This window comes from Wenzhouxiangella sp. YN9 (assembly GCF_056324165.1).
Map to the genome: position 1 here is coordinate 1 of NZ_JBJNIP010000065.1, position 19,778 is coordinate 19,778.

Below are 19,778 nucleotides of genomic sequence, written 5' to 3' on the forward strand. Positions count from 1 at the left end.
GAGGCCGAGGACCGCCGACTGGATCAGCTAAACTTGATGTAGCCGCCCCCTTTAGGGGGCTCAAGGAGCGCAAGCTCCGTCACAGGCCGCTTTGAGCGGCTCACAATTAAAGCCCCCGGCTTTGCCGGGGGATACTTACTAAAGACGGCAATAAGAAGAGCGAAGGCCAACTTTTTACGTGCCGCCTTGCGGCGCTCCGGCTTCTTTAAAGAAAAAGCCAGGTACCCCGTATATCCAATTGCGCCGGAGACATACAAGATTAGCAATGCTGCTACTGCGGCTTCTGCTCCCATTCTATAAGCCTAACGTCTGAGCTAAGCGGCGCGGCTTTAGCCGCGTCCGGTGGAGGCCCGGAGGGCCGGAGCGTACTTGAGCGACTTGTTATCCATGCGCTGCTGGGAAGCTTCGCGCCCTGGCTCTTCCAACACGTCCATAGCCATCAATTTTTCTTCGCCGGTGTGCCTGCGAGTTGTGATAGGCCAACATAGAGGATTGCGGCCGACATGAGGAGAATCAGTACGTTCACCACGTAGCCCCAGACCTCGTTCCACTTTACCGGTAGGAGAACGTCACCAAGAGCCGAAACTCCAAGCGCAAACAGACAGAAGACAAGAGCGGATATCGCTCCAGCTCTAGATGCCCCAAAGGCAATATAGAGAGCAGCACTTAGTGAGAGTGCGGAGACAGCGGCCCCTCCTAGCGCCATAAGAGCCCCCATTTCAGTCCTTGGATAAGGTAAAAAGAGCCAAACTGCGCCGGCACCAACAGCGAGCAACAATGCAAATAAAAGAGCCAGGTGTTGATTCACCGCGTCAGATCCAAATATCGTGGTGTATGGATAACGTCTGAGCTAAGCGGCGCAGCTTTAGCTGCGTCCGGTGGAGGCCCGAAGGGCCGGAACGTACTTGAGCGATTTGTTAGATGACAGCGTCTCTAATGCCATTTTCTGTCACACGCTTGGCACCTTCTCCCACCGCGCCTAAATGGCAGTGGCAAATGGAGAAAATGCACCACTAAGAAGGCAATTTCCCAAGATGTCTCTTCGGATTTAGTATCTAAGCTTCCACAAGAAGGACAAGCTATCTCCTCCTCACTATCTGGAAGCGGAACCACAGATTGCAGGATCTCCGTCGCCTCTCGGGCCGCGCACGACGGCACCTGCAGCCTAATGCCTCCAAGCGCAAGTGTAATAGGCCAATTTACCTGTGAATGGTTGTTCGAATGAAGAAATGCCGGAATACCCTCACTTTCAAGCCGACCACGGGCGATCTCTGCCTCTAAAGGGTGCAAGTACCATCCAACGGTCACTGGCGCCACGAACTCGATAATTTCCTCGTTGTTCATCTAACGTCTGAGCTAAGCGGCGCGGCTTTAGCCGCGTCCGGTGGAGGCCCGAAGGGCCGGAACCTACTTGAGCGATTTGTTATACGACTTAGCTACGGTCATGGGCAATTCTAAGATCGTTGCGCGTAACAATGGATTGCAATTGGGGGCTGTCTTCGAGAACTTTGTCATATATCCATCGGTAAACATGTCTATCCTCTATCACTTCCTGAGCTTTATTTTGCCCCAAGAGAGCTCTTAGAGCATCAAACTCCAACCAGTTCACGAGAAAATGTAGGTGAGTGCTATATTTGCTACTGGCTCCCCCATTCTCCGCATCCGGCACTTGAGGATACAGTTCCCTCAACTCACTCATCGCGTTCTTTAGCGTATTTTTGTTCTCTGGAGCTGCTAGAAATCTATGAATCTGTTCATGTAGAAAGACAGCTAATAGCTGGCTCGATTCCTCAATATATAGGGTGTTCAGCGTCAGGATTGGGTGGCTTTGTGGTATCACACCAGACTCAATGCGTACCCGATTGGTAAAAAGCCAAGGACTTAAATCATGGTCTTGCGAAAGGCCGACCAATACTTCAGCAACCTTCTCCTCACGCTGATGGACCCCCGCAAGGTGAATCTCAAAACCTTCGGCCGAAACTACGCCCTCAACTTCTCCTGCCTTAGCCGTACTCAGTAAAATAAAGAAAAGATATGGCGTCAAGCTCTGTTTCATGATTTTCTCGTATAACGTCTGAGCTAAGCGGCGCGGCTTTAGCCGCGTCCGGTGAAGGCCCGAAGGGCCGGAACGTACTTGAGCGATTTGTTAGGCATCACTTGGTGCGCGTCTCGCCGGGTCATCAGGGCCGTTGATGCAATCATAAGATCCCTGGTTTGTGCCCAAGTGGTGGCGAACAGCTTGGCCGTCTCGAAATTTGACGTACCACCATTCATATCCAGTGTAGCCACCAAAGGAGTTCTTCGCGTTGACTTGAGCGCAAATCGCCCAGAGGGGCTCATAGTTTCCCGCGGCCCCCAGACCGTAGTTGTACAACGTCTTAAAGAAGGGAGTCCAGTCTTTAAACTGGGCTGAGTCCGGGTCCTTAAGCCTGTCTTTAATTACGGATATAGCCTGTGACTTCGCATCTTCATAGTCAGGAACTGGGCCAGGATCCTGAGCCTCCCAATCGACGCCGGCACTTCCCATCATGGAAGCACAGCCGGCTAGAGCCACCCCCGCAATGGCGAAAGTGGACAAGCGGACTAGATTTTTGAAAGTGTGCATATATTTCTCCCTTTTGGATTGATGCCTAACGCTGAACGAAGCGGCGCGTCTCACGCGTCCGCCTTCCGTGACTTGTTAAACGAACTCTGAAGCTCCACGAAAACACGAACTTGGATTGACGACTCTGGGTCCATAGGTGCTGTAACGTGGACAAGCTCATTGGTCTTGGCCAATCTCACATAATGTTCTGACAAGAGCTGTTCGATGCGTCGCAAATACTCTGGCACCTGATTATGGAATGCCAAAGAATTTTTGCCCTTTGAGAAAGGATTCTTGGTGTGAAGCATTGCACCGCACTTGTCATACAATTGCGAAAACTGATGGCGAGTAAGGTATCCACCGCTCAGTTTTCTCCAGCGCTTTCCGTCATGCCCTCTCACTGGTGTGGGATAGAAGTCTGGATTAATACCTTCAATTTTTTTAAGTATTCGAGCCGCATGCCAGTCCTTAGCAATATCATCGCGGACTGAACGATAGGCATCTTGGTAAGAGACCAAGGACGCAAACGCAATCAGCTCTAGCAGTTTTCGCAACTGTAGCGCCTCAGATTCGATCGTCGTCTGCAAGTATGTGCAATGAGTTCTACCTTCGACAAAATCCCGCAACGTCTCCAAGCGATACCGACATTCCCACATTAGTGATGCGTATTTTCTCCGGGTTCGACTATCCATACTTACCGTTTAACGATTAGCTTAACCGGCGCCGGCTTTGCCGGCGTCCGAGTTGAAGCGATAGTTAGAACAGTCCGGCTTAGCCGTGAAGCCCTCCTCTATAAGAGTGGGCAGAATTACTGTCCCTTTTGGCCCAACGACGATATCTTCGGTGATCTTTGGATCCGGGAGCCGCACCATATAAAACCAAATATCTCCTTCAGATAACCGAGCGCTACCAGAGTTTAGTAATTCTGAATCTATCGCGATGGAGGAGACGGCTTCGGCTGCGATGGAAATAGCTTTCTGTTGTGTGAATGGGGGAGATCGTTTTGCAACTCTAGACGCTTCCATGATTCGGATATATTCTTCCCTGCTAACTACGTACTCATAAAACCCATCACTTGATTCGTAGAAGCTGATCCGCGCACACGTATCGTCGCAGGGGCTTGCCAAGAGGACTGTCGGCAATAAAGCTAAAGGGAGCAAAGCTGTTCGGCACATAATTGTTCTAACGTCTGAGCTAACCGGCGCCGGCATTGCCGGCGTCCGAGTTGAGCGATTTGTTAGGCCCTTTGCCGAGAATGGCACGAACGACGAGCGCTACCGCTGCACCGCAGACGACACCCATGGAGGCGACCTCCAAGTCCTTAAACAAGATTCCTGTCAGGATGCCAGGCGCGACTCCGAGGCTCAGCACGATAAACCAGTTCGCTCGGCCATGGTAATGGAGCAGGGAGAACAGCGGGGCGCCAAAGATAGCGACAGGAAGAGCTCCAAAGCCCAGAGTATAGAGGCCGGTAAGGATGGCTGCATGCGTGGGGGGTATTGCTGAATTGGTGCTTAAGAGCGCTAAGGCCAGCGCGAATATGCCGACAATCAGCGCACAGACCAGAAGCCCTGCAAAAGCGATTAGTTCTGTGGCGATTAGTTGTCTAAGAAAGCGCATTCTGGGGCTTAACGTCTGAGCTAAGCGGCGCGGCTTTGGCCGCGTCCGGTGGAGGCCCGAAGTGCCGGAACGTACTTGAGCGATTTGTTATACGCTACTCGTCGCCCGGTGCTTCACTTGGTTGATTTGCGGGATTATCTCCTGTACTCGTCGGTTGGTATCCGCCCTTCGGTTTAGGATCTCCAGTAGGAATATCTTTGGGATCCGAAGGCTGATATCCTTTCTTCAGCGTTTCGGGTTGATAACCTTCATTGATGGGTCGCTTTTCTTTACTCATAGTGAATCTCCATGCTTTCGGAACTCAATGTAGGAAATGTCTTTCCCAAGAATAATGACTCCTTCTGTATCATTCTTGGGCCTCTCGAAGCCTCCCTTGTCGTTCAGAACCCACGTTTCTTCCAGATAAATCTGTTCTTCGGCTGGAGCGCTCGAAGTAAAAGAATTACTTCCATAAAGCCCGCCTATCACGGTCTTGTCCTGTAGCGTTACCTTGGCCCAATATTTCTTTCGTTTAGAGAACACGTAGTCCCATGGTTTAGCTGTTGGATGTGGAGCGTTTCGCTGGAACATGTCCCGAGTTCGGATCCATTTCCAGATTAAGACCCAGACAATAGGCGCAAGGAAAAGTACTACTGCATAAAAAGTGGCATACAAGTAAGGATGGTCAAATGATAGGCTGCTCTTTTCGACTATTAGAATTGGTGCAGCTAATATTGCGTAGTTAATGCAACTATATGCAATCGCATCCGTGACCTGGTCTGCATTGGGTCGTTCCGTTGCCGGATAGATGAGCTGATAAATCTTAATGCTCATAAAGCCAGGAATAAAGAAAGCTAGAAAGAGAATCAGCTTATCGGCTTCCCAAATATCCACGAGAGGCTCCTTTTGTATAACGTTTGGGTTAACCGGCGCGGCCACTGAGCCAACCCGGCTTTGCCGGCCCGGAAGTTACCCCGCGTCCGGTTGAACCCTTTGTTAGCACTGTGATGCCAGGAATTTGTACAGTTTCCGACAGACCGTGTCCAGTTCTTTTTGCCACTCCTCTCGATCCCAATAGATCAATGGCCCATCTCCTGCGGACGTGGCCTGGACAAGAATCTCAAGTGCTTCAAGTTTGGCATCATCCTCCGCGGCCTTTTCGACCGCCCAGCCACCAAGCGCGTGAAGTGAATTACTGTATCTCTGTTGCGTAGTTTTTGACTTCTGGTCCAGTTCAGCCCAATCCCAAAACCGCTGGAAAATTTCCAGGAGCGCGGCCGAAATTTCACGTTCCTTCGCTGGGGCAACGCCGTATTTCCAGTCTTTGATCCAGGACTCAGTTGGTTTCATATACTTTCAAGTGCTAACGATTTAGCTAAGCGGCGCGCGCAAGCGCGTCCGGTGGAGGCCGAAGGCCGGAACGTACTTGAGCGGCTTGTTAGACATCAAGGGGCGGAGGCTACCGATGCTGATTTCAAGCATACCGGCTTTATAAGCGTAAGTAGAATGCCAGGATCGCCTAATTCAGCAACGCGGTTTGCGCCGCCACTGGCACCAAAGCCTTGCATGGAGTTTGTGCCACCATACGTACGTGACAGAAGCCGCGGCTTCTCGGTGCTCAGATCGAACAGCTTGATTTCCGCCAGTTCCCAGACGTAGTCGTGGCCCCTGGCCTGCTGTTTGTATACGTCCGGCCCCGGTTCGCTGAGGCTAATTCCGAGCTCAAAACCATTTGGTAAGGAAATCTGCTCGATTTCTTCTGTTTTTACCACCCAGTCGGCGATCTTCTGCCCACCCCAAGATAGGAATACGAGTTGCTGGCGCTCGCCAGAATCTACATCGCATGCAATAGTTGGGGACGCAATCAGCGACATGGCGAAAATAATTGCAACGTTCATAGTGGCTCGCATAGCTTGACTCCTACTTTTGTATTGATGTCTAACGTCTGAGCTAAGCGGCGCGGCTTTAGCCGCGTCCGGTGGAGGCCCGAAGGGCCGGAACGCACTTGAGCGACTTGTTATGTTTCCGGCTCATAAGCCTACTGCCCGGTACGGGACTGGTGCCTCCGCTTGAATAGTTCACCAATTCCTCCCCCCATAGTGGTTAAAACGGCGCTGGGTAGCAGGTAACCAACAATTACGGAAACCCCAATGTCGACAGCGAAGCTGGACAGCATTAGTTCGATGGCTCCTCCAACGCTTAGAGCGCCCAGAAGCCCCACCATGAAACCGTGTAGCAGACCCCGCTCCCCTGCGACCCAGCCCGAAACGAAGCCGCCCGCACTCAGCATGACTATGCCTCCCAGCCAGAACGCAAGCCAAAATAGCGCCGAATCAGAGGCCGTACTACCACGGAGGTTAGCGTCGACCGTCAGCAATATGGAAGCTATCAGAAAGGAGCCGATATAGGCGACGATACCAAGAAGGACAGCTCTTATCTGTAGCTTAGTAAGCATGGGACTCTATACAACGGAACATAACGTCTGAGCTAACCGGCGCCGGCTTTACCGGCGTCCGCGTTGAGCGATTTGTTAGGTGATTCGGCGCTTGCGACACGGCGAATGTGGACATTAAGGCGCCAAAACATAAAGGCGGTAAATGCAGGGTTCCAGACAAAGTCTATGAGCGCTAGAGGCCGAGTGGGGTCAACGAATACCGCTGGGTCTGCTATGAAAGGCGTTAAATAGATATAGGCCCAGTTCAAGACCTCCGAGGCTATAGCCAGATTGACAGTGATTGGGAACAGAAGACAGAAGGCTTTTATAAGAAAGTTATTACCACTGGCGCCACCATTCGCCCGATATGCCTCGTAGATCCCAATAAAGGTAATAAGCAGAATGATTGGGACTTCAAGGAAAAACAACCAGTCAAGGTAGGCACCAAATAGTAACGAGTAATAGAGGAGGAATGTTAAAAGCAATTCGGTCCCGAGCAAATAGAGAAACTGTACCTTCTCAGATGGCTGCTCTTGAGAAAGTTCGCTAGCTAGCCTATCTGTTCTAAAGGCGCGAAACTTGACTGCCATTATTCACCTAACTAATAAGTCTTGAGCAATATGTTGGTGTAGTGAATACATGAACAATTTGCTGAATAGTTTGTGGGCGCGGCGTGTGAAGTGGCGGTAACGTACTGAATCTGCCGTTTTGTGCGGAAATATTTTCTGGCGCTATCTTGCATTCTTGCTGGATAGCCTGCGGATTTCCCACATGTTTCGGGGTTCAATTCCGATTTCGCCTGTCCGTCGCCCTGTTTGATACTGGCGCAAATTGTGCCGGGATGCAAAGCATGGGCGAGAAGTTGCTGGATCGGATGAGCCGGTTGATTCTGGCAAAGCACTATAGCCATCGAACCGAGAAGGCCTATGTTCAGTGGGCGCGGCGGTTCATTCTGTTTCATGATCGACGGCATCCGCGCGAGATGGGCAAGGCGGAGGTCGAGGCGTTTCTCACGTATCTGGCCGTTGATCGGCACGTGGCGGCTGCGACCCAGAATCAGGCCCTGAACGGGATTCTATTTTTGTACAGGGAGGTTCTGGAAATGGAGCTGCCCTGGCTCGAGGATGTGGTGCGCGCGAAGCGCTCCACGCGTGTGCCGGTGGTGTTGAGCACCGACGAGGTGCGGGCGGTTCTGGCCAACCTGAGGCCGCCGCACGATCTGGTGGTTTCGGTGCTGTACGGGTCCGGGCTCAGGGTTGGCGAGGCGGTTCGGCTGCGCATCAAGGACGTGGATTTCAGTCGACGCTCGATTACCGTGCGCGACAGCAAGGGCAACAAGGACCGGATCACCGTTCTGGCCGACCGGACGATTCCCGCGTTGCAGGTTCAGGTGGATCGGGCGCTGACCGTAGCAGCCGATGATGCAGCCCGCCGCCGAGGCGGCGTTGTGCTGCCCCATGCGCTGGCGCGCAAATACCCCAACGCCCGGTTCGAGCCGGGCTGGCAGTGGGTGTTTCCGGCGCGGCGGATTTCTGCGGATCCGCGGACGGGCCAGGTTCGTCGCTACCACTTGTTCAACAGTTCGGTGCAGCGTGCGGTCAAGCAGGCGGCGCGTCGGGCCGGCATTCACAAGCCGGTGACCTGCCACGCCTTTCGACACAGTTTCGCGACACACTTGCTTGAGTTCGGGGCAGATATTCGCACGGTGCAGCAGTTGCTGGGGCATTCGGATGTGCGCACCACGATGATCTACACGCACGTGATCAATCGCGGCGCAATGGGGGCGCGGAGCCCGATGGACGGAATGTGAGCTTCGGGCACGCTACCGCCATGGCCCGTGCCGAAGTCGCGTCCCCGGTCGCAGTCTAGCCTGCCGGGTGTGGGGGTTCAAATTCGGGGTGGCTGAGTGGCTGAGGTCCCGGATAATCGCTTCGCGATTTCCGGGAATACGGGAGGCCGGGCTGTGTTTCGGGAATACGAGAGGCCCGGTTGTGTTCCGGGAATACGGGAGGCCCGGCTGTGTTCCGGGAAGAGGGGGCTTGGGCTATCTTCCGGGAAGATTGGTTTCCAGGCGATTTTTCAGGATTGGGGTGAAACTGGGCCCAGTCAGCCCAGCTCCTTGAGCAAGGCTTCCATCGAGGCCTTGGCGTCGCCGTAGAACATGCGCGTGTTGTCCTTGAAGAACAGCGGGTTTTCGATGCCCGAGTAGCCGGTACCCTGGCCGCGCTTGCAAACGAACACCTGGCGCGATTTCCACACTTCGAGCACGGGCATGCCGGCGATGGGGCTGCCGGGGTCGTCCTGGGCGGCCGGGTTGACGATGTCGTTGGCGCCGATGATGATGACCACGTCGGTGTCCGGAAAGTCCTCGTTGATCTCTTCCATTTCCAGCACGATGTCGTAGGGCACTCTGGCTTCGGCCAGCAGCACGTTCATGTGCCCGGGCAGGCGCCCGGCGACCGGGTGGATGGCAAAGCGCACGCTCTTGCCGCCATCGCGCAGCTTTCTCGTCAGTTCGGACACGGCGGTTTGCGCCTGGGCGACGGCCATGCCGTAGCCGGGCACGATGATGACGCTGTCGGCGTCGTTGACCGCCGAGGCAACCGCATCGGCATCGGCGGCGATCATCTCGCCGTCGACGGCTGCGGCGCTGCTGGACTCACCGCCCCAGCCGCCGAGGATGACCGAGACGAAGCTGCGGTTCATGCCCTTGCACATGATGTAGGACAGGATCGCGCCCGATGAGCCGACCAGCGCCCCGGTGACAATGAGCAGGTCGTTGCCCAGGGTGAAGCCGATGGCGGCGGCGGCCCAGCCCGAATACGAGTTGAGCATGGAAACAACCACGGGCATGTCCGCGCCGCCAATGGCCATGATCAGGTGCGTGCCGATGGCACCGGCGATGAGCGCCACCAGCAGCATCGTCCACAGACCGGCACCCCCCAGGTAGAGCCAGCCCAGCGCCAGGCAGGCGATGATGGCGGCGAGGTTTAGCAGGTGGCGGCCCGGCAGGGTCAGCGCGGCGGAGCTGAGCTTTCCGGCCAGCTTGCCGTAGGCGACGATCGAACCGGTAAAGGTGATCGCGCCGATGAAGATGCCCAGAAACAGCTCGACCTTGAGGATCTTCAGCTCGACGATCGACTTGCCGGCGATGGTGGCGGCAAACCCGGCCAGCTCGGCCGCGGTGCCGGCGTCTTTTGCTGCCAGCGCCAGGCCCATTTCGAGGTGGGCGTTGATGCCGATGAACACGGCCGCCAGCCCGACCAGGCTGTGAAAGCCGGCAACCAGCTCGGGCATCTGCGTCATCTGCACGCGCTTGGCGATGATCCAGCCAATGACTCCGCCGATGATCACCATCAGGGCAATGGCGATGTACTGGCCGACGCCGGGCGTGCCCATGGTGGCGAGCACCGCCAGCACCATGCCGATGATGCCGTACCAGATGGCACGCTTGGCTTTCTCCTGGTTGGACAACCCGCCCAGCGCAAGGATGAAGAGGACGGCCGCGACAACGTAGGCGGCGGTGATCAGTCCGATGCTCATTGACTACTCCCTTCAGCTGCGCTTGAACATGGCGAGCATGCGGCGGGTCACCAGAAACCCGCCGAAGATGTTGACCGAGGCGATCAGGATCGAGATCGCGGCCAGAATGAAGACGACGACGCTCCCGGAGGCAATCTGCAGCAGGGCGCCGACGATGATGATCGACGAGATGGCGTTGGTGATGGCCATCAGCGGCGTGTGCAGCGAGTGGGCCACGCCCCAGATCACGTGGTAGCCGACGAACACCGCCAGCACGAAAACGATGAAGTGCTGCATGAAGCTCGCCGGGGCCACCGCGCCGATACCCAGCAGCGCAAGGCCGCCGACCGCGAGCATGGCGCCGGTGCGGTTGAGCGAGGCCTTGAGCGCCTTTTCCTCGCGCGCGGCCTTTTCTTCGGCCGTCTCTGCGGGCTCTTTCTTCTTCGGCTTGGCCGCAGCGATGGCTTTGGTCTTCGGCGGAGGCGGCGGCCAGGTGATTTCGCCTTGGTGGCAGACCAGGGCGCCGCGGATGACGTCGTCTTCCATGTCGATGACCGGCTGGCCGTCTTTATCGGGCGTGAGGTCGTCGAGCATGTGGCGCACGTTGGTGGCATACAAGCTCGACGACTGCGTGGCCATGCGGCTGGGGAAGTCGGTGTAGCCGATGATGGTCACGTTGTTGTCGGTGACGATTCGCTCGTCGGCTTTTGTCAGCGTGCAGTTGCCGCCGCGCTCGGCGGCCAGGTCGACGATCACCGAGCCGGGCTTCATCGCCTGGACCATGTCTTCGGTCCACAGCTCGGGCGCCGGGCGGTTGGGAATGAGCGCGGTGGTGATGACGATATCGACATCCGGCGCCAGCTCGCGGAATTTCTCGAGCTGCTTCTCACGGAATTCCGGGCTGGAAGGCGCGGCGTAGCCACCGGTCTCGGCGCCGTCGGATTGTTCTTCTTCGAAGTCCAGATAGACGAACTCGGCGCCCATCGATTCGATCTGCTCGGCCACCTCGGGGCGCACGTCAAACGCCAGGGTGATCGCGCCCAGCGACACCGAAGTGCCGATCGCCGCCAGCCCGGCCACGCCGGCGCCGACAACCAGTACCTTCGCCGGCGGTACCTTGCCGGCGGCGGTCATCTGGCCCATGAAGAAGCGACCGAACTGGTTGCCGGCCTCGACCACGGCGCGGTAGCCGGCGATGTTGGCCATCGACGAGAGCGCATCCATCTTCTGCGCCCGGCTGATGCGCGGCACCATGTCCATGGCCAGCACGGACATGCTCTTTGCCTTCATCTTCTCGAGCAGGTCTTCGTGCTGGGCGGGCCACACGAAGCTGATCAGGACTTTACCTTCGGGCGCGCTGTCGATTTCTTCCATCGAGGGCTCGCGCACCTTCACGATCACGTCGGCCTGCTGCCAGAGCGCATCGGCCGAGTCAACGACCTCGACGCCGGCGGCCTGATAGGCTTCGTCGGTAAACGAAGCGGCCAGGCCGGCGCCCGTCTCGACCAGACATTCGTAGCCCAGCTTCTTGAGCCGGCCCGCGCTCTCGGGCGTGAGCGCAACCCGCGCCTCGCCCGCTGCGGTTTCTTTCGGTGCACCTACCTTCATTCCATGCGCTCCTGGGTGTTCTGTTGCTTTATTCGGCGCTCACGGGCCGCGCGGACGCTGTCAGGCGGTCAGTGTAACCGGCCCGGGATGCTCAGTCGGCCATCTTCTTGAGCACTTCGCCTGCGGCCGCCACGGTTTCGGTGATGTCGGCTTCCGTATGCGCGCTCGACACGAAGCCGGCCTCGAAAGCCGAGGGCGCCAGGTAGACACCAGCCTCGAGCATCGCGGTAAAGAACGTCTTGAACCGCTCGATGTCGCAGGCGGCAGCCTGCTCGAAATTGGTGACTTCTTTGACGTCGGTAAAGAAGTAGCCGAACATGCCGCCCACCGCCACGGTGGCCATGGGAATGCCGGCCTGGCTTGCGGCTTCTTCGAAGCCTTCGGCCAGCTGCTTGGTTCGCGCTTCCAGACGCTCGTAGAAGCCGTCTTCGGTGAGCAGCTCGAGGTTGGCGATGCCGGCGGCCATGGCGACGGGGTTGCCCGAAAGCGTGCCGGCCTGGTAGACCGGACCTTCCGGGGCAATGAGCTTCATGATTTCATGTTTGCCGCCGAAGGCGCCCACGGGCATGCCCGCGCCGATGACCTTGCCGAAGGTGGTCAGATCAGGGGTGACGCCATAGCGGCCCTGGGCCCCGGTTGGGCCAACGCGAAAGCCGGTCATGACCTCGTCGAAGATCAGGATGGCACCCTTCTCGTCGCAGATCTGGCGCAGGCCTTCCAGAAAGCCGGGCAGCGGCGGGATGCAGTTCATGTTGCCGGCCACCGGCTCGACGAACACACAGCTGATCTCGTCGGGATACTGATCGAACAGGGCGCGCACGCTATCGAGGTCGTTGTAGCGGGCGTTGAGCGTCAGCTCGGCCAGGCCCGCCGGCACGCCCGGCGAGGTCGGTACGCCCAGGGTCTGGGCGCCGGAACCGGCCTTGACCAGAAAGCTGTCGCCGTGGCCATGATAATTGCCCTCGAACTTGATGAAACGATCGCGCCCGGTGGCCGCGCGCGCCAGCCTGAGCGCTGACATGGTGGCCTCGGTGCCGGAGTTGACCATGCGCACCCGCTCAAGCGACGGAACCATCTCGCACAGCATTTCGGCCATGGTGACCTCGCCCGGCGCCGGCGCGCCAAAGCTCAGTCCCCTGGCAGCGGCCTTCTGAACCGCCTCGATGACGGCCGGGTGTGCGTGGCCGCAGATCATCGGTCCCCAGGAGCCGACGTAGTCGATGTAGCGCTTGCCGTCGACGTCGAACATGTAAGCGCCTTCGGCGCGCTCGAAGAAGACCGGCTCGCCGCCCACCGACGAGAAAGCGCGGACGGGCGAATTGACCCCGCCGGGAATGCGGGCGCGGGCGCGGTCGAACAGATCGTGGCTGGCGGTCATGGCGTTGTGGACAACTCCTGTCAATATTTGCGGTGAGTGCTTGCGGCGATACAGCTGGTGCGGCCGCTGGCGACCGGAAAACCCGGCCGGCCATCGGCAACGGCCCCGGGGGCTGGCGCCAGCTTCAACCGACAGTGTAAGACATCCGGCGGGCAGGGCGAGAGCGGGCACGCCGGTTGCCCGGCGGCGGCACCGGGCCGCAGCCCGCGAGCGCCACCCCGAGACCCGGCCAATCATTTAGAATGCGGGCCTGTTCATATACGGAACCTTGAACGCGTGAGCGAAGAGCAACCCTTCAAAACCTGGATGTGTATCGTCTGCGGCTTCATCTACGATGAGGAGGACGGCTGGCCGGATGACGGCATCCCGCCGGGCACACGCTGGGAAGACGTACCCGAAGACTGGGTTTGCCCCGATTGCGGCGCGGGCAAGGAAGACTTCGAAATGGTGGAAGTCTAGGCTTTAAAGCAACCCCGTTTGCCATCGGCCGTCCGGCCACAGCCGGAACCAGCGCGCCGACGGAGGTTGCTCGCCGGGGGTGAATTTTTCCACCTGACGCTGGCTGTTGGCCGCCGTTGACGGCGCCGACAGGCAGGCAACGCCCTGGTGCTCACCTTCGAACACCTGGTGTACATGGCCAAAGGCCACCGCCTTGACGGGCCGCCCGGCCAGCCGCTGCCACAGCCGTTCGGGCTCGACAAGCGGATATTTGTCGATCCATGGCGAGCCTATCAGCAGCGGCTGATGGTGCAGAAAGACGAGCGCCGGTCGCTGCTCGTCCATCTGCTCGATGGCGGCCAGCCGATCATCGTCCAGCGCGCCTTCGGGCCGGTCCGAGCGGGCCGAATCGAGCAGCACCAGCTGCCAGCCGCCCAGCAGCACGATCGGGCCGGCCTCGAAGCCCAGTTCATCAAACACCTCGGCCATCACCGAGCGCTCATCGTGGTTGCCGGGAACCCAGGCCACCACCGGTGCCAGGTCGCGGACAAAGCCACCCATGCGCCAGTACGACGCCGGCGAGGCGTCTTCGGACACGTCGCCGGAGAGCACGATCGCGTTGGGGGCCAGATCAACGATCGCCGGGCGCAGCTCGGCCAGATTGGCGTCGGCCGGCTGGTCGCGATAGCGCGCCTGCGGGTCTGCCGCCAGGTGGCTATCAGAGAGCTGAAGCACCGTGATCGGCTGTTGGGGAAGTGCGTAAGGCATGTTCATGACAGGCAAGGATAACGCAGGCCCGCTCTCGGGCGTGGCCCGTCGGCTGCGCGCAAGCGATCAGGGCCCGGGCGAATCGTCGTGGTTACCGCGCTTGCCGAAGGAGCCGACGATGACCGTGGCAACCAGCATCAGCAGTTCGTCGATAAAGGGAATGGGGTCGGGGATGAGCACGTTGGCAACGAACAGCCCCGCCAGAATCATGAACAGCGTGCGAAAGCGCCGGCGCTCGAGAAAGCGCTGGACGGGGCCGAAAAGCTTTCTGAAGATCCACATGCCTGCTGCTCCTGAAGCTGGGTCGGTGTGCCCGGCGCGGGCAAAAAGGGCTATTCCAGCGCGGCGATATGGCCCATCTCGACCACATCTCCCGGCTCGATGCCGTACTTTGCCGCCAGACCGGCGTTGATTTCGAGCACGTATCGCGCCGGGCCGTCGCTGGGATAGCCCGGGCAGCGGCGGTTGCGCGAGCGGCACGGCGGGGTGTCGGCGCTGATGCTGACCACCTTGAAGTTGCGGTCGATGTAGATGATATCGAGCGCAATGCGGGTGTTCTTCATCCAGAAAGAACGCGAACGCTCGTCGGGAAAAACAAACAACATGCCGCGATGTTCATCCATCGTGTCGCGAAACATCAGACCGCGCGCACGGCTGGCGTCATCGTCGGCAACCTCGACGCTGAAGCGCTGGCCCTGGACTTCCACGTAAGGCTTGCCGGCATCGCAGCCGGAAACCGCCAGCATCGTCATGAGCGCCACCATCGCCTTGATCAGCGTATTTCTCATGGCAAACATCTTACAAAGACAGGCATCCGTAATTTCTTCCGGATCGAGAAAAAAGCGCTAGTCGCCAAGGTAGGTCTCCAGCCACGCCTGCTGTTCCCAGAGCATGTGCAGCAGCGATGCGCGTGCGCGGTAACCGTGGGATTCATAGGGCAGCATTACTAGCCGCGCCTGGGCACCGAGGCCCTTGAGGGCGTCGAACATGCGCTCGGACTGCATCGGGTAGGTACCGGAGTTGTTGTCTTCCATGCCGTGGATCATGAGCATGGGTTCGTCAATCTTGTCGGCGTGAAAGAACGGCGAAACGGTCCCGTAGACGTCCTGTGCCTCCCAGAAGTCACGCTCTTCTCCCTGGAAGCCGAAGGGCGTGAGCGAGCGGTTGTAGGCGCCCGAGCGCGCGATACCCGCGGCGAACAGATCGCTGTGGGCGAGCAGGTTGGCGACCATGAAGGCGCCGTAGGAATGCCCGGCAATGGCGATGCGCTCTGGATCAGCGACGCCGCGCTCGACAAGCGCGTCCACAGCCGCCTGCGCGCTCGCTACCAATTGCTGTCGAAAGTTGTCGTTGGGCAGCTCCTCGCCAACGCCGATGATCGGCATCCTGGGGTCGTCGAACACCGCATAGCCGAGCGCCAGGTAGGGCAGCGGACCCCAGAAGCTGATTCGGCTGAACTCATAGGGCGAATCGCGCACCTGGCCGGCCACCGACGAATCCCTGTACTCCAGCGGGTAGGCCCACATCAGTAACGGCAGCGGGCCGTCGCCTTGTTTGTGGCCCGGCGGCAGGTAAAGCGTACCGCTGAGATCCACGCCATCATCGCGCTGATACTGGACCAGCTCCCTGGAAATGCCGGTCAACTGCGGATGCGGATGCGGAAAATCGCTGATCTGGTCGAGCGCGTCGGCGTCGAGATCGCGCAGGAAGAAGTTGGGCTGCTCCTCACGCGCTTCGCGCAGGGTCAGAAGGCGACGGCCGCGGTCGTCGATCACCGCGACCACGCGCTCATAGTACGGGGCTTCGGAATGCCACTGCCGCTCGGTTTCACCCGTGGAGAAATCGTGACGGTCAAGGAAGGGAATGTTGCCCTGCGGTGACGCACCCCGCCCGGTCAGCAGCACACTGTCGCCGTCGAAGACGTGGATCACCGGGGTACCGAACTCGCTGCGCGTGGTCACCGGGCGGCCGGGATCGTTGTAGGCGTCATTGTAGGAACGCTCATTGAACAGCGCCGGCTCGGCCTCCGGGTTGCCCGGCTCAAAGCGCCAGGTGCGCTGCTTGCGGTCGGAAAAACGCCAGTCGACAAACAGCGCCAGCTCGTCGCTGCCCCACTGCAGACCGGCATAGCGCCGGTCGGTGGCGATCAGTTCTGCAGGCGGTGCCTCGAAGGGCGCGGGCCAGGCGTAGACGCGGTCGTGGATCTCGACTTCGGCGCTCATGTCGCCGCCGTCCTGGGCCTCGGCCCAGACCAGAGTGGCTGGCGCATCGGCACGCCACTGGATGTTACGCCGCCCGGTTCGCACCGAATCAAAGCCCTTGGGAATGGTCTCGGCCAGCGGCAGTTCTGCCACGGTCTTGACCCGCTCGCCATCGGTGTCGAGCACCACCGAGGTCCGCGGGAAGCGCGAATAGGGCACCGAGTATGAAAAGGGCTTCTCGAGGGTCTCGAGCAGAATGTAGTCAGTGTCTGGTGACGGATCGAAGGCGGCGATCAGGCCCGGTTCGGACAGCTCGGAGAGCGTGCCGTCGAGCTCAACACGGGCAAGCCGGCCGGTGGCCAGAAACTCGAACTGCTCGGCGTCAGCCGGGGTGGCCAGCAGGTCCTGGTAAGTGCGCACCGGCGCCTTGTTTTCAGGGTCGGTTTCCTGGATGACCGGAGCCACTGCCTGGATGCCCGGCTGGGGCAGGGGCTCGCCGTGGTGGACGGCCAGGTTGACCAGCAGCGCGCTGCCGTCGGGCAGCCACCGGTAGGGTCGGGCCGTAAGCACGCCGTTGAGCGCGCGCCTGGACAGCCGGCGAACTTCATTGGCCGCAACGTCGTAGAGCCAGAGCGTGTGCTTGCCCTCGCTTTCCACGATGAAGGCCAGGTGCTGCGAGTCCGAAGACCAGGACGGCGATGCGATGCGCGCAGGTTCGGGCAGGCCATCGACCTGGCGCTTCTCGCCGGTTTGAAGGTCGTGCAGCACGATGGACTCCAGCAGGGTCGAGCGCGAACGCGACCAGGTAACCGGATCAATGCGCAAGCCGGCAAGCTTGAGCTCGTCGCGGGCCAGCTCCTCAAGCGGTTTCACCCACTTGTACTCAAGCGCCGCCAGCCAGCGCTTGTCCGGCGAAACGCTCGAGGCCGGCTGCAGCGGCGCATCCACCAGCGCGGTCAGCGCGGGATCGGGTTGACGATAATTTTCATTCGCCGCGGCCACAGCGACCAGGCCAAAGACCAGCAGAAGAGCAGCGATTGCTCGTTGCATCGTGCCTACCTCGAAATTCGAAAGGCGTCCAGTATAGCCACAGTCCCCGGGCGCCTTGCACGTGCCAGAAGTCCCGACTGGGCATTGAGCGAACTTCGGAGACCTTAGCAGCTCGTTCACGCAGAGCCGCAGAGGGCAGACAGGAAAAGCCAGCGGCGGCCCCAGTGCTCAGCCGTCGAGCATGGCCTTGAGCGCGGCGATGTTGTCCATGGCGTCTTCGGGTGTAGCTTCTTCGCTGCCGTGGCGGGCCGGCCAGGAGATGGCCTCTTCGGGCAGCTCGTCGAGAAAGCGGCTGGGCGTGGTCTCGACTTGTTCGCCACCGCGACGACGGCGTCGCGCGTAGGAAATCTGCAGCTTTCGCTCCGCGCGGGTGATGCCGACATACATCAGGCGACGTTCTTCTTCAATGCTGTCTTCTTCCACCGAGCGGCTGTGCGGCATCAGGCCTTCCTCGCAGCCGGCCAGCCACACGCGCGAGAACTCCAGGCCCTTGGCCGCGTGCAGGGTCATCAGGCGCACCATGTCGGCACCGTCGTTGCGGTCATCGTCGGGCCCGGCAACCAGGGAGACGCGCGCAATCAGCTCCTCGCCCGACTGCACCTGCGCGCTCAGGCGCTCGACCCAGCCGGTCAGGTCCTTGATCGATCGGCGCCGGCGGTCGGCCTTTTTCGGGTCGTCGTCGGTCTCGATCAGCCACTCCAGGTAGCCGATATGGTCGAGCATTTCGGCGTAGACCTCGCCGATATCGCCGCGCTCGGCCCGATCGTTGAAGTCGATCAGCATGTTGGTGAAAGCGCGAAAACCGCGCTGCGCCGGGCCCGGCAGATCGGCCTGGAACATCGGCTCGATGGCGGCCTCGAACAGGCTCTTGTGAGTGGCATCCGCGTAGGTGGCCAGGCGCGACATCGCGCCCGACCCCAGGCCGCGCCGGGGCGCGTTGGCCACGCGCATGAAAGCGGGGTTGTCGTCGGGGTTGACCAGCAATCGCAGGTAGGCCAGGCAGTCGCGTACTTCGCGGGCATCGAACCAGCTCGGGCCACCGGAAACCACGTAGGGCACGCCGTATTCGCGCAGCTGCTGCTCGATGGCGCGGGCCTGGAAATTGGAGCGGTAGAGCACCGCGCAGCCACCAAAGCGCGCGTGCCCACCGTGAACTTCGGTAACGATCGCGCGGGCAATCGATTCGGCCTCATCGGCCTCGTCGGCGTACTCGACCACCTCGATCCGGTTGCCCGGGCCATGCTCGCTCCAGAGTTTTTTCTCGAACTCGTGCGGATTGCAGGCAATCACCGCGTTGGCGGCGGTCAGGATGTAGCCGGTCGAGCGGTAATTCTGCTCGAGCTTGATGACCGTCAGATCGGGCCAGTCGGATTTCAGGCTGACCAGGTTTTCCGGTCGCGCGCCGCGCCAGCCGTAGATCGACTGATCGTCGTCGCCTACCGCGGTGAAGGCGCCGGTATCGGCGGCCAGCCTTCCGAGCAGGCGGTACTGGGCCTCGGAAGTGTCCTGGTATTCGTCGACCAGAAGGTATTGCAGCCGGTGGCGCCAGCGCGTGCGCAACACCGGGTCTTCAAGCATTTTCGCCGGCAGGGTGATCAGGTCATCGAAGTCGACGGCGTTGAGCGCTGCCAGACGTTCCTGGTAGCCGGCGTAGATTTCAGCGGCGCGCGCGGCATCTTCACTGCTCGCCGCCGCATGCGCCTGCTCGACATCAAGGCCGGCGTCCTTGTAACGACCGATGGCAGAGAGCACCGCATAGACCATGTCCTTGGGCGCGCCTGCCGGCAGCATTTCACGGACCAGATCGCCGCTGCCGTGCTGGTCGAGAATGCTCAAACCCTTGCGCCGCCCGGCGGCTTCGGGCTCGGAGCGCAGAATCTGCCAGCCCAGCGAGTGGAAGGTCGAGATTGTCAGACCTTTCGTCCTGCTGCGGCCCAGGCGCTTGTTGATGCGCTCCTTCATCTCGCGCGCGGCCTTGTTGGTAAAGGTGATGGCGGCAATCTCGCGGGCGCCATAGTGACCCTGGTCGATCAGCCAGGCGATCTTTTCGGTAATCACCCGCGTCTTGCCCGAACCGGCACCTGCCAGCACCAGCAAGGGCGTATCGATATGCGTAACCGCGGCCTGCTGGGCCGGGTTGAGTTTGATGGGGGCTTTCGACATGGGGGCGGCATTGTAGCGGAAAGGAGATTCTAC

Annotated in this window: 20 protein-coding genes; 2 read left to right on the forward strand and 18 right to left on the reverse strand. The window is 59.6% G+C overall.

Annotation, left to right across the window (positions count from 1 at the left end):
* Window positions 1-23: 23 nt before the first annotated feature.
* The 10 genes from ACEWQ0_RS03370 to ACEWQ0_RS03415 all read right to left on the reverse strand — a co-directional run bounded on the left by ACEWQ0_RS03370 (window position 24) and on the right by ACEWQ0_RS03415 (window position 7,207).
* Window positions 24-293, reverse strand: a complete 270-nt coding sequence (locus ACEWQ0_RS03370) for a hypothetical protein (RefSeq protein WP_476484485.1) — start codon at window positions 291-293, stop codon at window positions 24-26.
* Window positions 294-439: 146 nt separating this feature from the next.
* A complete protein-coding gene (locus tag ACEWQ0_RS03375; protein WP_476484486.1) occupies window positions 440-808 on the reverse strand; it encodes a hypothetical protein in 369 nt (122 codons plus the stop codon).
* A gap of 624 nt (window positions 809-1,432) precedes the next feature.
* Window positions 1,433-2,056 (reverse strand): hypothetical protein, encoded by a 624-nt coding sequence (locus ACEWQ0_RS03380; RefSeq protein ID WP_476484487.1) that lies wholly within the window; start codon window positions 2,054-2,056, stop codon window positions 1,433-1,435.
* Window positions 2,057-2,655: 599 nt separating this feature from the next.
* Window positions 2,656-3,171, reverse strand: a complete 516-nt coding sequence (locus ACEWQ0_RS03385; protein WP_476484488.1) for a hypothetical protein — start codon at window positions 3,169-3,171, stop codon at window positions 2,656-2,658.
* A 607-nt stretch (window positions 3,172-3,778) separates the two neighbouring features.
* Window positions 3,779-4,204, reverse strand: coding sequence for a hypothetical protein (locus ACEWQ0_RS03390; RefSeq protein WP_476484489.1), 426 nt, complete (start codon window positions 4,202-4,204; stop codon window positions 3,779-3,781).
* Window positions 4,205-4,298: 94 nt separating this feature from the next.
* Window positions 4,299-4,481, reverse strand: a complete 183-nt coding sequence (locus ACEWQ0_RS03395; protein ID WP_476484490.1) for a hypothetical protein — start codon at window positions 4,479-4,481, stop codon at window positions 4,299-4,301.
* Window positions 4,478-5,077 carry a DUF6338 family protein gene (locus tag ACEWQ0_RS03400; protein WP_476484491.1) on the reverse strand — a complete coding sequence of 200 codons (600 nt, stop codon included), beginning with the start codon at window positions 5,075-5,077 and terminating at the stop codon, window positions 4,478-4,480. Before ACEWQ0_RS03400 ends, ACEWQ0_RS03395 begins: the two co-directional genes overlap by 4 nt.
* Before the next feature lie 102 nt (window positions 5,078-5,179).
* The gene (locus ACEWQ0_RS03405) at window positions 5,180-5,533 is read right to left on the reverse strand and encodes a hypothetical protein (RefSeq protein WP_476484492.1); all 354 of its coding nucleotides are present in this window, start codon (window positions 5,531-5,533) and stop codon (window positions 5,180-5,182) included.
* Between the two features lie 95 nt (window positions 5,534-5,628).
* Window positions 5,629-6,093 (reverse strand): hypothetical protein, encoded by a 465-nt coding sequence (locus ACEWQ0_RS03410; protein ID WP_476484493.1) that lies wholly within the window; start codon window positions 6,091-6,093, stop codon window positions 5,629-5,631.
* A 577-nt stretch (window positions 6,094-6,670) separates the two neighbouring features.
* The gene (locus ACEWQ0_RS03415; protein WP_476484494.1) at window positions 6,671-7,207 is read right to left on the reverse strand and encodes a hypothetical protein; all 537 of its coding nucleotides are present in this window, start codon (window positions 7,205-7,207) and stop codon (window positions 6,671-6,673) included.
* A gap of 260 nt (window positions 7,208-7,467) precedes the next feature.
* Here ACEWQ0_RS03415 and ACEWQ0_RS03420 point away from each other — a divergent pair, with 260 nt between their 5' ends.
* On the forward strand, window positions 7,468-8,427 hold the full coding sequence (locus tag ACEWQ0_RS03420) for an integron integrase (protein WP_476481944.1): 960 nt from the start codon (window positions 7,468-7,470) through the stop codon (window positions 8,425-8,427).
* A gap of 296 nt (window positions 8,428-8,723) precedes the next feature.
* Here the strand turns inward: ACEWQ0_RS03420 and ACEWQ0_RS03425 are convergent, their stop codons facing one another.
* The 3 genes from ACEWQ0_RS03425 to hemL form a co-directional block, all read right to left on the reverse strand.
* Window positions 8,724-10,160, reverse strand: coding sequence for an NAD(P)(+) transhydrogenase (Re/Si-specific) subunit beta (locus ACEWQ0_RS03425; protein WP_476481945.1), 1,437 nt, complete (start codon window positions 10,158-10,160; stop codon window positions 8,724-8,726).
* A 12-nt stretch (window positions 10,161-10,172) separates the two neighbouring features.
* Complete coding sequence (locus tag ACEWQ0_RS03430) at window positions 10,173-11,747, reverse strand: Re/Si-specific NAD(P)(+) transhydrogenase subunit alpha (RefSeq protein ID WP_476484495.1); 1,575 nt, start codon at window positions 11,745-11,747, stop codon at window positions 10,173-10,175.
* Window positions 11,748-11,838: 91 nt separating this feature from the next.
* On the reverse strand, window positions 11,839-13,125 hold the full coding sequence (gene hemL, locus ACEWQ0_RS03435; protein WP_476481947.1) for a glutamate-1-semialdehyde 2,1-aminomutase: 1,287 nt from the start codon (window positions 13,123-13,125) through the stop codon (window positions 11,839-11,841).
* 306 nt (window positions 13,126-13,431) lie between these two features.
* Here hemL and ACEWQ0_RS03440 point away from each other — a divergent pair, with 306 nt between their 5' ends.
* Window positions 13,432-13,584 (forward strand): rubredoxin, encoded by a 153-nt coding sequence (locus ACEWQ0_RS03440; RefSeq protein ID WP_476482101.1) that lies wholly within the window; start codon window positions 13,432-13,434, stop codon window positions 13,582-13,584.
* 3 nt (window positions 13,585-13,587) lie between these two features.
* On the opposite strand, the gene ACEWQ0_RS03445 is transcribed toward ACEWQ0_RS03440, so the two are convergent.
* The 5 genes from ACEWQ0_RS03445 to ACEWQ0_RS03465 all read right to left on the reverse strand — a co-directional run bounded on the left by ACEWQ0_RS03445 (window position 13,588) and on the right by ACEWQ0_RS03465 (window position 19,745).
* Window positions 13,588-14,298, reverse strand: coding sequence for a metallophosphoesterase (locus tag ACEWQ0_RS03445; protein ID WP_476481948.1), 711 nt, complete (start codon window positions 14,296-14,298; stop codon window positions 13,588-13,590).
* 99 nt (window positions 14,299-14,397) lie between these two features.
* A complete protein-coding gene (locus ACEWQ0_RS03450; protein WP_476484496.1) occupies window positions 14,398-14,613 on the reverse strand; it encodes a DUF6116 family protein in 216 nt (71 codons plus the stop codon).
* Between the two features lie 50 nt (window positions 14,614-14,663).
* Window positions 14,664-15,119, reverse strand: coding sequence for a DUF192 domain-containing protein (locus ACEWQ0_RS03455; protein WP_476484497.1), 456 nt, complete (start codon window positions 15,117-15,119; stop codon window positions 14,664-14,666).
* A 57-nt stretch (window positions 15,120-15,176) separates the two neighbouring features.
* Window positions 15,177-17,582, reverse strand: coding sequence for a S9 family peptidase (locus ACEWQ0_RS03460; RefSeq protein WP_476484498.1), 2,406 nt, complete (start codon window positions 17,580-17,582; stop codon window positions 15,177-15,179).
* A 168-nt stretch (window positions 17,583-17,750) separates the two neighbouring features.
* The gene (locus ACEWQ0_RS03465) at window positions 17,751-19,745 is read right to left on the reverse strand and encodes an ATP-dependent helicase (RefSeq protein ID WP_476484499.1); all 1,995 of its coding nucleotides are present in this window, start codon (window positions 19,743-19,745) and stop codon (window positions 17,751-17,753) included.
* Between the last annotated feature and the right edge of the window lie 33 nt (window positions 19,746-19,778).